Raw genomic sequence first — 12,637 nt, 5'->3', positions numbered from 1 at the left:
CACGCGTTTCCCGACTTCCTCGCCACTTTTGACCCCTAGAGAGCTTCGTGCGGTACTCGCATAACGTCGAGGAGCCTCATGACTACGGGGGTGAGGCCATCCACCGCACGGCCCTGCGGCTGCGGGCACTCACCGGCCTCGACCCCCTGACGATCGACCAGACCGCCGGGCTGTCCACGGGGGACGCCCGCCGCGACGATCCCGTGCGCCGGGCCGTGCTGGCCGCACACCACCCGCGTGTTCCCTCAGTGCTGCAAGACGGGCAGGGAAGGTCCGTGAAGATCACACCATTCCAACGCAACGACCTGCAGGTCTTTCACCCGGACCCGGTCCTCATCGCGGGGCGGCCAGGGTGGCTGTACGGGGAAGGACGGACCCCCGCGCGGGTGCGGGTCGCGGCCTGGGCTGGCGGGGGGCGCCGACTCGTGCAGGCCTTTCCCGCTGGGGGGCCAGCCGACGCGGTTCCAGCCGACCAGCTTCTGATGGGCTCCGGAGGCGAGGTGACGCTGCTGCTGATGCCCGGGCCTTACCGGCTGGCCCTTCAGGATGAGGCGGGCCACAGCACGCCGCTGGGGTCCCTCACCGTCCGCTAGCGGCGGGGTCACCCTACCCGGTGCGTCCCACGTACCGCGCCCGCGGGCGGATCATCTGGCCCCCCAGCACGGTCTCCAGGGCGTGGGCCAGCCAACCCACGGCCCGGCCCAGGGCGAAGAGGGTCACCGCGTCGTCCGTGCCGCGGCCCAGCACCTGTCCCAGCGCCCCCAGCGCGAGGTCGACGTTCGGCCGCTCCCCCGTCTCCGCGCGGACGAGAGCCGCCAGCTTCTGGACCGCCTTCAGCGCGGGATGATCGGCGGAGAAACGCGCCAGCGCCTCCAGCAGGGCCGCGGCGCGCGGATCCCCGTCCGGGTAGAGCCGGTGCCCGAAACCGGGAATCCGGGCCTGACGGCGGGTGGCGTCCCGCAGCGCCCGTGCCGGGCCGTCCCGGCGCGCGTGGGTGATCAGCTCGGAAGTCTCCACGACGCTCAGGCCATGCTGGCGGCCCTGGAGAGCACACAGGGCGGCCAGGGTCACGTGGTGCAGGTTGGCTCCCCCGCTGGCCGTGACCCGGGCGGTGAACGCGCTGACGTTGAGCTCGTGGTCCGCCAGCAGGATCAGCGCCAACCGCAGGAGGTCGGCACCCTCCGGGGCGTTCCAGGCCCGGGCCAGCCGGGCGTGCAGGGCCAGGTCCGGGGCCGGGGGAATGCGCTCGAAGCGTTCCAGGGTGGCGTACAGCAGGTTGAGCACCCGCGCCGCCTGGGCGGGGAGCGCCCCAGGCCGGGTGTCTCCGGCGGTCAGGTCATGCGCCCCCGCGTGCGTGAGGGCATAGGCCAGAGCCTCACTGCCCGACAAGGCGTGCGGCAAGGGCTGGAGCGGCATCCGGGCCTTGAGCGGCAGCTGCGCCCAGCCCTCGCGGTCCCCGGTCCAGAGCAGGGCGGCGACCTCCTCGACACTTGCTTCCTGGGCCAGGGCGACCGCGTCCTGACCGCGGTAGCGCAGCTGTCCACCCGCGATCAGGGTCAGGGCGCTGTCGAGCACGGGGACGCCCCAGTGCAGCGCGCCGCCCACGGCCTCCTGCACGGCCCCTTCGGGATCCCGGCGAATGGTCTGGCGGCCGAGCAAGGCGTGGACATCCTCCGCCTTGTAGCGCCTCTCCCGCGTCCCGGCGGGCCCCGGCTCCGAGCGCACCAGCCCGCGCGACACGTAGGCGTACAGCGTGGCGGGCTTCACACCCAGCAACCCGGTGGCTTCCGCAGCGGTCAAAGAGGACATGGCGTCCAGGCTAACATTGATCGAGCTATCAAGATTGACGGTATTGAACGAACTGTCTAGCGTGGGTCCATGACCTTAACCTTTTCCGTGCCGGACGTGGCCGAAGCCAATCTGTTCCCGGAGGCTTTTCCTCCCGGCACCTTCCCGGCCTTCGTGTGGGAGCAGCGCCCACCGGATCTCCCGGTCCAGGCGTGGACGACCGAGACGACCCACCGGGATGGACAGCAGGGCGGCCTGCCGCTGACCGTCGAGGCTGGTCTGCGCATCTACGACCTGATGGGCCAGTTCACCGGGGCCACAGGGGCGCTCCGCCAGGCCGAATTCTTCGTCTACCGTGCGGCGGACCGTGCCATGCTGGAGGGGGCGCTGGAGCGCTGGCGGGGCGGGCACCCGGTCGAACCCACCACCTGGATCAGGGCGACCCGCCAGGACGCGGCGCTGGTCGCCGACCTGGGCGTGCGCGAGACGGGCATGCTGGCGAGCGCCAGCGATTACCACACCTTTCACAAGTTCACGCCGGGGGGCCGCGCCCAGGCGGCCGGGGCCTACCTCGACGCCGTGGCCGCTGTGTTGGACGCGGGCCTGCGCCCCCGGCTGCATCTGGAAGACGCCACCCGGGCGCCCCGCGAGTTCATCCTGCCCTTCGTGGAAGCCGTGCAGAGGCTGGCCGCCGACTTTCCGGCCGGGCAGGCACCGAAGTTCCGCCTCTGCGACACCATGGGCGTCGGCCTGCCGCTGGAGGAGGTCGCCTGGCCGCGCAGTGTCCCCGGCATGGTGCGCGAGTTGCGGGCGGCGGGCGTTCCGGGCGAGTTGCTGGAATTCCATCCGCACAACGACACGCACCTCATCGTGGCCAACTGCCTCGCGGCCGTCCTGGCGGGCTGCGCGGCGATCAACGGCACGCTGCTGGGCAAGGGGGAACGCAGCGGCAACGCCCCGCTGGAGGGTGTCCTGCTGCATCTGGTGGGTCTGGGCCTGGCGGAGCGGCCTAACTTCCCGGCGCTGAATGCCCTCGCCGAGCTGTACGAGACGCTGGGCCAGGGCGTCCCCGCCCAGTACCCGCTCTACGGGCGCGACGCCCACCGGACCCGCGCCGGGATTCATGCGGACGGGCTGAACAAGTTCTGGCCGATGTACGCGCCCTTCGACGTGCCGGGGCTGCTGGGCCGTCCCCTGGAGGTCAGCCTGACCAGGGACAGCGGGTTGGCCGGACTGATCTTCCTGATCAAGGGGCACACCGGGCAGGAGCTGGGCAAGGATCATCCGGGGGTGCAGCGCCTGCACGCCGAGCTGGGCGCCGAGTTCGGCGCCGGGCGGCAGACGGCGGTGGAGTGGGAGGAACTTCAGGACCGTGTTCAAGCCCTGCTGCGGGGAGCGTAAACCAGGACGGCCTGGCCCGCTCAGTCTCCCAGGGCCGGAGTCACGGCTGGCGCCTCAGCGCGCTGCCGCCCCCGGACTCCAGCCACACTCAGCCCGATGGCGAGCAGGCCCAGCAGCAGGGTCACCAGGGCCATTCCCGCGCCCCCGATGCTCGCCCCCAGCGGAAGCCCCAGCGCCGCGAACCATTTGCCCACCGCGAAGGTCTGTCCATTCACCGCCAGGTACGCGCCCCGGCGCTCCCCCGGCACCATGTCCGCCAGCAGGGCCTGCCGGGTGGGGACGTACAGCAGCTCCCCCAGGCTCAGCAACACGCTCGCCGCGATCAGAACAGGCAGGCTCAGACTCGCGTTGAGCACCGCGAAGCCCAGCGCGAACAGCCCGAAGCCTAGGGTCATCAACCGGGTCAGGTCGCGGCCCTTCACCCAACTGCTCACCGGCACCGTGAGGGCCACGATCATCACGGTGTTCACCGCCGTGAGCACGCTCATCGCCTTCACGCCGTCGAGGTTCAGGCCCAGCACCGCCTGTCCCGGAAACCCGCTCGCCAGATGCACCGGTATAAAGTTCGAGCGCCCGAACTCGATCGTCATCAGCAGCACGAAGCCGCCCAGAAAGAGCAGGAAGGGCCGGTCCCCCATCACCTGCGCGTAGTTACGAGCGAGCGGCGCGAGGCCCATCTGCTCCCGGACCTCCTCGCGCGACGGTCTGGGGCCGCCCAGCGTCTCGCTCATGCGCGACCAAGCCAGGAAGAGGGTCAGGCCCGACATGGCGCACAGTCCAGCCAGCAGCAGCGGAAAGTGGTCCGCGTACAGCCAGCCGCCCAGCAATGTGCCGATCAGGAGACTCGCATTGATCGCCCAGTAGTTCACCGCGTACATGAAGGTCCGCGTCTTGGGCGTGCTGACGTCCACCAGCATCGCCTCGGCGGCCGGGTTGATCAGGCCGCTGGAGACGTTGATGAGGATCAGGGCGGCGAAGGTGATCCACGGCAGGGGCGTGTGCAGGTTGGCCGCCAGCAGGATCAGGAAGGCAGCCAGCTTGAGCCACTCCCCGGCCAGCAGGGTCTGGCGGCGGCCCCACACGTCGGCCAGTCCGCCCCCGTACAGCCCGGCGACGAACTGCACGCCGACCAGGGCCACCAGCAGCGCCCCCGCCAGGCCTGGCCCCAGGTGATCGGTGAAATAGATCGCCATGAAGGGGAACACGGCCCCGCCGACCATCCGGGCGAGAAACGAGTTGACGATGCGCACACGGACGTTGGGGTGCAGTTCCCGCCACATGCGCTTCAGTCTGGCGGGCGCGAAAAGGGGAAAAAAGAGTCAGACTGAGCGCCAGATGACCCCTTTTGTGTCTCCTGACTGGCCTTACCTGGAATTGCGGGCCGCCCTGCACGCCCGGGACGGGGAGCGCGGCGGTCACGCTTTGCGGCTGGAGGAGGCCGCGACCTGGTGGGGATGCAGCGTTCGGACGACCCGCAGGCAGCTGGCCCGGCTGGATGGGGAAGGAAAACTGACCTACGCCCCCGGGCGAGGAAGGGGCCATACCTCGCACGTCGCCTTTCCCGACGACCTGCGAACTGAACTGGCGGACTTGACCGAGCGTCTGGCCACTCTGGGGGCGGCGGGGGACCTCGCCCGACTCTCGCGCCTGCCTTTCCCGAGGTCCTGGGTGCTCACCGATGCGGCCCGCAGCATCTTCGGTCTGAGCGCCACACCCGCAGGAGTGGACCGGCTGCGGAGCGTCCTCACGCGCGATCTGACCAGCCTTGATCCCCTGCACGTCAGCGCAACGGCCGAGGCCCACCTGCTGACCCAGGTGCTTGACCCCCTCACCCGCTTCGACCCGGAGACGTGGACCCTCCAGCCGCACCTCGCGCACCACTGGACTGCCTCCCCGGACGGCCTGAGCTGGACCTTCCATCTGCGCAAGGCGGTGGCCTTTCACCACGGGCGCACCCTGGACGCCGGGGACGTGCGCTTCACCCTGACCCGACTTCAGGCGGGTGCGCCCTGGTTCCTCCCGGACCTGCGGGACGTGGAGGTCCCAGGACCCAACACCGTGCGGCTGCACCTCGCCCAGCCCGACGCCTTCCTGCCCCGGCGGTTGGCCGACACCCAGGCGCTGATCCTTCCGCGCGACGTGCCCTTCGACGAGACGCAGCCGGTGGGCACCGGGGCCTTTCGCTGGACCCGGCTGGACGGCGGCCTCCGCCTGACCGCCTTCGACGCGCACTTCGCCGGGCGGCCCCTGATCGACGAGGTCGAGCTGTACCGGGTGGGGCAGGGCGATCACGGTAACGTCCGGCACTATCAGGTCGACGGTGCGGCGGACGCATCGGTGGACGACTGGCAGGCCGAGGTGGGCGTGCAGTTCCTGATCTGGAACGGGCACCGCGCTGCGGCCCAGAACACGGCGCTGCGGGCCGCGATATGTGAACTGCACGACGTCTCAGCCTTCTGGCAGGAGACGGGGCGTCTGGACCCGCTGGTGCCTGCCACGTCCTTTTTCCCGCGCCGCAGCGTTCTGCATCCGCCCCGTCGGCGCTCGGAGGAGAGGGCCGCTGCCCTGCTGCGGGAAGCCGCCTACATGGGGCTTCCCCTGCGGTTCTGGGTGCTGGATCTGCCCGAACCGCTGGCTGAGGGCGAATGGCTGGTCCGGCGTGCCGCCCGCCACGGCCTCCCGGTCGAGCTTCACCCATATCCCCTCACTGCCACGCCGGACCGTGGCGACGACGCCGACTTCGTGCTGCTGGGGGAGGTGGCAGGGGGAGACGAGCACCTGTCCTTCTGGACGGCGCTGCGCCAGCCTGAACTGCTGTTCCGCCGCCTGCTGCCCCCGGAGGTGCTGGCCGAGGTGGACCGGGAGCTGGACGGCTACCGCACGGCGCGCACGTTTGGGGACCTCGAGGCGATCCTCGACCGGGTGGAGGAGCGGCTGATCGGTGGGCACCACGNCGGCTACCGCACGGCGCGCACGTTTGGGGACCTCGAGGCGATCCTCGACCGGGTGGAGGAGCGGCTGATCGGTGGGCACCACGTGAACCTCACCCACCACCGGGTCAAGCGCCGGGCGGTGCATCCGCTGATCCGGGATGTCCACCCGGACGTGTACGGGCGCATCAACCTCAAACGGTTATGGGTCGGGGAGCGTCAAGGCCTGGCCGAGGCACTGTGACGGTGGCTGCGAAATACGCTTAGGAGATGTCCGAAGCTTGACCGCCGCCGAGCAGGGCGCGCGACAGCAACACCTCAGTCCTGGCCAGCCCGACCGAGAAAAAGAGCGTGATGTCCTCGTCCTGACGGGCAGGTGGGCTCCCCACGCACGCCCCGAGGGACCCGAGATCCGTGCCTGCCAGCACATGTCCTCCCGGGTACGCCATCAGTTGGGCGGGGCTGTCCGTGACGACTCTGGCCGCGCGCTGCGCCAGTTCGGGGGGAACTCGTGCCGCTGTCGCTCCTTCGGGCGCAGGGTGCAGACGTGAGTTCCCGGCCTACCCAAGCCGCCTCGATCATTGCCCGGGCTTTCCGTAAGTGGCGGCAAGGGCCACAGCCCGTCTCCGCAGTGGTCGAGTGGAACGGTTAAACAGTGCGTTGCCCCACGCACAACCAGGCAGCGGCGCTGGAGGGGAGTGGGTGGTCTTTTCTCCCTCACTCCCGGTCAGCTCCCCCTGCCCACACTGAAGCCATGCGCCTGCTGCTGACCACACTCCTGCTGGCCCTGCCCGTCGCTTCCGCCGCCAGCCCCACGGGGACTTTCACGGTCCAGGGCCACGCGGCAGGCACCTTCGGCCACCTCGCCATGCCGGAGCGGGTCCCGGCGGGCGGCGCCGCGTGGTCGCCCGACGGCCGCGAAGTCTACACCCTGGACACCACCGGGGAACTGCGGCGCTGGCAGGCCACGACGGGGGCCTCGCTGGGGCGTCAGGCTCTCGCCGCGCCGAAGGAAATCGGGGACGCCCCCACCCTGAGCCTGCGCGGCATGACGGGCGAGTTCCTCAACCTGGAGGCGCGGGGCTGGCGGCAGACCCGCGCCGTGCGGCTGGGGTACACCTTCAGCCCCCGCAGCGAGAAGACCTTCCGGAGCGACCCCTGCCCCACCTCCAGCCTGTCCCTGCAAGTCTGCACCCAGGGCGCTCAGGTCCGGGCGCGGGTCGAGGGTCAGGAGATCGTCCGGATCGAGGCGGGGCAGACCACCCGCTTTCCCCTGCCCAGGGGCGTGAAGCCGGTGGCCCTGGCCCTCAGTGACAACGGGGAGCGGCTGGCGCTGCTGACCATCACGCCAAAGGACACCTACGGTCTGCATGGAACCGCGAGCCTGTTCCTGCGGGAAGCAGAAGCGTGGCGGCCGGTGGCGCTGGGTCCGCTTCTGCTGGAAGGCACCTCTCCCTCGCTGACCTGGGTGGGAAATGCCTCGGCGGGATACGGTCTGCTCATGGCCGTTAACGCCCACGACCGGCAGACGGGCGCCCTGCGGGGCGGGCAGTTCCTCGGCCTCTACCGTGAGGACGGCTCCCGGGTGTGGGACCTCTCGCCGCAGGTGGGCCTGCGGGGCGCGTGGCCCTCCCCGGATGGCGGGGCCTTCGTGACCCTTCGCCAGGGGAGCGTGCCGGAGGTGCGCCGCCTCGCGGACGGGGGCTTCCTGCGGGGCCTGGGGGAAGCCGTGACGAACGCCGTGCCCCTGAGGGGGCAGCGGGCGCTGGTCGCGCTTGAGCGGGGTGGGGGCCTGGGGCGGGTGGCGCTGCTGGAGGGCCAGGACCTGCGAACGGTCGTTGCTCTCAACGTGGACGCCCTCGCGGTGTGGCGGGAGGACCGCTTTGCCTCGGCCCAGGACAACCTGGTTCGCCTGCACGATTTCCGGGGCCGGGTGCTGCGGCAGTGGAACGCCGCCGGGAATGTCGGGCAGCTCGCCTTCAGCCCGGACGGCGCGGTGGTGTCCGCCCAGGTCTGGAACCCACAGAACGGACAGGGGCAGGTTCAGGCCTGGACGGCGGGGGGCCAGCCGCTCAAGGTACCGACTGGCACCCTCTTTCCTGTCTCACGCGTCGTCCTGGCCGAGGCGAACGACAAGAACGGCCCGGATCACGGCTACCGTGAGCGGCTCTTGGCCAGCAGCTTGGCCGGGAAGCCCCTTTGGAAAACGGAGTGGCGGCGAGGCGGCTTCGGGCTCCGGCTGTCCGGCCATGGGCGTTGGGCGGCGCTCTCCAGCCAGGCTCCGGACGCCCAGCGTGATCCAGTGGACATGGAATTCTGGCGGTTGAATACTGCGACCGGGCAACCTGGGCCGGTGCTGCGCCTGAAGCCGACGACGACTGACCCCAACTCGGGCTGGGGCCTCGCGGCGCTGAGCACCGATGGCCGCCTTGCGCTGCTCCGTGAGGGGAGTGGGGACGGGTGTGGCTGGGCGCTGTACGGGTATGCGCTGGCGGACTTGCAGACGGGCAAGCGGCTCCCCACGCTGAAGGGCCTCGCGGGCGGCTTCAACCGGCAGGGGGGCTGCGGCCTGGACCTGCCTTACCCCATTGCGGCATTCGCCCCGGACGGACGCCTGATGGTGCGAGACGGCAACACGTTGACGTGGTGGCGGCGCTGAACCGATGAGCGCGTCTGGGGCTCGTCTCGGCCCCTGGGCGTCCGATCTGCTGACGCTCAGCCGTCCAGCGTCACTTCAGGCGCTTTGCTGGCGGAGAAGCCGCGATTTCAGAGCGAACTCAGAAACCCGACCAGCCGTGGGAGGTGGGCTTTTCTCTGCACGCAACCTTCGCACGGAGTTCTGTACCGATGCGGCAGGGAGTCTTCTATCCTGCTGGCGTGCCCCATCTCCCCAGTTGGCTGCGCTGTGCTGCGTTCAGTTGCCCTCCGAGGATCACACGCGGCCAGCACCCATATGACCCGCGCTGAACAGCCAGTTCAAATTGCCATCGTGAACGGGACACCCGGAGAGGCCATGGTCCAGGCCTATCTGCTGGAGCTGATGCGGGAGTTCGACCTGAGCCCCTGGAGCTGGGTCAAGGACGTCCGCATCGACCGGCATCTTCAGGCCCTGGGACAGTGCTTCCTCGAAGACGGCGTGCCTGTCATTCGCTTGCGCTCCATGCGTCCCCTGTCGCCGGAGGAAGAGGCCTTACAGGCGCGAGACACCAAAGACCGTCTCCTCGGCATCTACATCCATGAGCAGCTGCACCAGTACCTCGATCTTCAGAGCGAGGAGACGCTGGCCGCAGTCGAGGTGTTGCGGAATCTGTATCCCGAGGTGCCCGTCGGCGGCACCGAGGGGGCCATGAATGAGTTCAGCACGTACCTGCACCTGATTCTCTGCACCCTGGAACTCGACGCCATGGCCTTGCTGATCGGCGAGGCCCGGTACCGTGACCTCAAAGCGGCGCCCCGCTTTTACCGGTTCATCTGGCGAACAGTCTTGGAGGACACGGAGCCACTCCGGGACCTGATTCGGCGCGTTGGCCTGACCTCTCCAGCCGCCGCGCCCACCGCCCGAGGGTAAGCCAAGCACCCGGACACGGTAGCGGACCAGCCTGGAGCCGTCCGCGTCCGGTGTGTAGGTCCCGGTCCATGTTTCCTCCCCGCTGCCTCTCACGCCCCGTCAGCCCGCGCTTCATAGGGTGGAGTCACATGAAGCCCCTGCCCCGTTCCTGGCTGCTGGCCGCCACCCTGGCCTGCGCGCTCCTGAGCGGTCCGGCCTCCGCCCTCCAGGGGGTGGCCGTCGGCACTGCCCTCATTCCGGGTCACGCGGCGGGGACCTTCTCCCAGCTCGGGGACCCGGCGGGCTTCGCGGGTGGGCTGGCCTGGGGACCGGACGGCACCGCCTACACCCTGGACGGGGCGCGGGTCCTTTACCGCTGGAACGCGCAGACCGGGCGGCCCCTCTCCCGCCGGGTCCTCACGCCGCCCGCCAGCCTGCCGGACGCGAAGGCTAACTTTGGACCGAGGTTGCGGCTGGACGGCTTCCGGCCCCAGGGGGCCGTCCGGGGTCCCTACATCCGCGTTCCTGGCTATCGGCGGGGGCAGCCCTACACCACGGCCTTCACCCTCACCGCCGACGGCCGCTCGGTGATCGGCAGTCTGGGATACGGCGGGGCGCAGGCGGGCGGCCGCGACCGGACCTGGACCCGCCTCGCCCAGGTGGAGAGCGTCTCCACGGACGGGCGGGCGCGTCTGGTCCTCTATGACTCGTCGGACGTGCAGAAAAGTCGCCCGACCTTCCGCCTTACCCTACCCGCTGGACGCGTGCTGGACGTAGAGCCCTCGCCCGACGGCGCGAGGGTCGCCGCCCTGCGCAGCGTGGAAAGGCGCGACTATGACCCGAATGCCGTCCTGTATCTCGACGTGATCACGCGGGAGGGCCGGGTCACGTCCCGGCGGGTGACCGGCGTCGGGATCGGGCGGACCGACGAGCCCCAGGTCCGGTGGGTGAATGCCGAGCAGCTCCTCACCGCGACTCCTGTGCATACCCCGGCCTCCAGCGCCCAGGGGCACCGGGTCAGCCTGTGGGGCCTGACCGGGCAACGGGCCCGCTGGGAACTGGGCGCCGGAGACCTGCGGGACGCCGTGCCCTCCCCGGACGGGAAGATCTTCCTGACGGTACGGGCGGGCAGTGTGCCCGAGGTCCGCCGGGTCTCGGACGGCGTCTTCCTCCGCTCCCTCGGCGCGGCGGTGACCGCTTCGGCCCCGCTGTCCCGGAACCGGGCGCTGCTCGCCCTCGACACCGGGAACGGTCAGGGGGAGCTGGGGATCGTGGCTCCGGGAGGGCGCTGGCAGCGCGTGGGGGGCCAGGGCCTCGCGGGCGTCGCGGCCCTGGCCGTCAGCCCGGACGAGCAGCGGATCGCCACGGTGCGCCTGGGCCAGGTCGCGGTGCTCGACCGCTCGGGGCGCACGCTCCATACCCTGACCCTGCCGGAGAATGCCTACCGGGTCGAGGTGCAGTTCGCGGACGCCCGCACCCTGGTGGCCCGCTTCGAGGAGGGGAGCGAGGGGTGGCGCCTGATGAGCTGGGACACCGGCACTGGCCACCTGCGCCGCGACGCGCTGGACGCTTGGCCAGTGGGCCGCCTGCTCCTGCGAGCCGAGACCCGGCGCCTGCCCAGCGGCGCCTCTCAGTCCCGCCTGGGCGCCACCGACCCTACGGGCCAGCCGGTCTGGCAGGACGCGTGGCGTGCGGGCATGCGCGTGACCTTCCTGCCGAGTCCGGACGGCCGGGCGGTGGTGCGCGCTCTGCCCCGGCCGGTCAGGGGGGTGGTTTACCGGTCGGACCTGTCTCTCCAGCGGCTCGATCCCCGTACCGGGCAGACGGGTCCCGCACTCACCCTGCGGGTGGGGGACCTGCACGATATCTACCGGGGCCTGCGCCTGCTGGACTACGCGGCGGACCGCCGGTTCGTCCTGCTGGGCGAGGGGACGGGCGACGGGTGCGGCGGGGCCTTCTATGGCCTGCGTCTGGCCGACCTGGAGACGCGGCGGGAGGTCAAACTCCCGGCAGGGCTCACCTCGGGGCTGACGCGCTTTTTCGGCTGTGGTCAGCCGGTGCCAGTCCCCACCGCCGCCTTCACGTCGGATGGAAAGGAACTGCTGGTGCGCGACGGCAATGCGCTGAGCTGGTGGCGGCGACCGTGATCAACACCAGGTCTTCTTTGCGGACCACGGGTCGCTCTGACCCCCAGAACACTCATTTGTCTTCACACAACCTTTATCCTAGGGGGTATGACGCCTCCCCAGCACTTCCTGCTGATTGACGACAACGTGGCCGACCAGCTGTTGGCGCAGGAGGCCTTCGGGCAGCTCTGCCCGGACTGCACCCTCCGGATCTTCTCGGGCGGCCGGTCGGCGCTGGACTGGCTCCAGTCCGCGCCGGACCACCCGGACGTGATCCTGCTCGACGTCAACATGCCGGAGATGAACGGGTTCGAAGTCCTCCAGGAATTGAAGCGCGACCCCCGCCTCGCCCTGATCCCGGTCGTGATGCTGTCGACGTCGGGGGCCCAGGGAGATGTCGCCACGGCCTACACGCTGCATGCGAGCTCGTATCTGGTGAAGGCGCCGCGCTTCGACGAGTTTCTCAAACAGATCGACACCTTCCTGACCTACTGGAGGGAGACCCGACTCGCGCACGCCTGACGGCAAGCGCTTGCTGTTCCAGTGGAGACCAGGCCGAGGGCGATCGGCATCCGCCTGTTGGCCCACCTCTCGCGGGCGGCTTGCTGTCCACCCAGGCTATGGGGAGCTTTCCGGTCTTCACCAGGTGCGGCGCGGCGGCGTGTCCAGAAAGAAGTGTCGGTGCAGCTGACGCGGACTCCGATTGAAAGGTCTACGCGTGAACCTGAAATCCGAGCAGAGCGAGAAGGAGCAAAACGGGTTCCGGGCGTGGAGTTAACAAACCAACGTTCTTCCGGTTTGTTAACTGACATCTTTCAGTTTTAGAAAAGCACGTCCAGCACGGC

9 protein-coding genes are annotated in these 12,637 nt (G+C 70.1%); 7 read left to right on the top strand and 2 right to left on the bottom strand.

Translation table 11 applies throughout. From position 1 onward, the window contains the following. Positions 1–47: 47 nt before the first annotated feature. Positions 48–593, top strand: coding sequence for a hypothetical protein (locus tag QOL99_RS09940; protein WP_285523466.1), 546 nt, complete (start codon positions 48–50; stop codon positions 591–593). Positions 594–606: 13 nt separating this feature from the next. Here QOL99_RS09940 and QOL99_RS09935 read toward each other — a convergent pair whose 3' ends face one another. Continuing rightward, positions 607–1,809, bottom strand: a complete 1,203-nt coding sequence (locus tag QOL99_RS09935) for a citrate synthase family protein (RefSeq protein ID WP_285523464.1) — start codon at positions 1,807–1,809, stop codon at positions 607–609. Positions 1,810–1,878: 69 nt separating this feature from the next. Between QOL99_RS09935 and QOL99_RS09930 the strand changes: the two genes are divergently transcribed. Beyond that, a complete protein-coding gene (locus QOL99_RS09930) occupies positions 1,879–3,189 on the top strand; it encodes a beta/alpha barrel domain-containing protein (protein ID WP_285523462.1) in 1,311 nt (436 codons plus the stop codon). A 20-nt stretch (positions 3,190–3,209) separates the two neighbouring features. On the opposite strand, the gene QOL99_RS09925 is transcribed toward QOL99_RS09930, so the two are convergent. Continuing rightward, positions 3,210–4,469, bottom strand: a complete 1,260-nt coding sequence (locus QOL99_RS09925) for an MDR family MFS transporter (RefSeq protein ID WP_285523460.1) — start codon at positions 4,467–4,469, stop codon at positions 3,210–3,212. Between QOL99_RS09925 and QOL99_RS09920 the strand changes: the two genes are divergently transcribed. From QOL99_RS09920 to QOL99_RS09900, 5 genes are all read left to right on the top strand, one after another. Then, entirely contained in the window at positions 4,381–6,363 is a 1,983-nt protein-coding gene (locus QOL99_RS09920; protein WP_456318854.1) for an ABC transporter substrate-binding protein, read from the top strand. The two genes, QOL99_RS09925 and QOL99_RS09920, sit on opposite strands and share 89 nt — an antisense overlap. 510 nt (positions 6,364–6,873) lie before the next feature. Beyond that, the gene (locus QOL99_RS09915) at positions 6,874–8,778 is read left to right on the top strand and encodes a WD40 repeat domain-containing protein (protein ID WP_285523456.1); all 1,905 of its coding nucleotides are present in this window, start codon (positions 6,874–6,876) and stop codon (positions 8,776–8,778) included. A gap of 354 nt (positions 8,779–9,132) precedes the next feature. Next, positions 9,133–9,687, top strand: a complete 555-nt coding sequence (locus QOL99_RS09910; protein ID WP_285523454.1) for a hypothetical protein — start codon at positions 9,133–9,135, stop codon at positions 9,685–9,687. 128 nt (positions 9,688–9,815) lie between these two features. Next, positions 9,816–11,813 carry a hypothetical protein gene (locus QOL99_RS09905; RefSeq protein WP_285523452.1) on the top strand — a complete coding sequence of 666 codons (1,998 nt, stop codon included), beginning with the start codon at positions 9,816–9,818 and terminating at the stop codon, positions 11,811–11,813. Positions 11,814–11,900: 87 nt separating this feature from the next. Next, positions 11,901–12,314, top strand: coding sequence for a response regulator (locus QOL99_RS09900; protein WP_285523450.1), 414 nt, complete (start codon positions 11,901–11,903; stop codon positions 12,312–12,314). Positions 12,315–12,637 lie beyond the last annotated feature (323 nt).

Source organism: Deinococcus rhizophilus (assembly GCF_030271215.1).
Taxonomy (GTDB): domain Bacteria; phylum Deinococcota; class Deinococci; order Deinococcales; family Deinococcaceae; genus Deinococcus; species Deinococcus rhizophilus.
The sequence above is the reverse complement of the archived record's forward strand: the minus strand, read 5'-3'. Positions and strand labels throughout refer to the sequence as shown.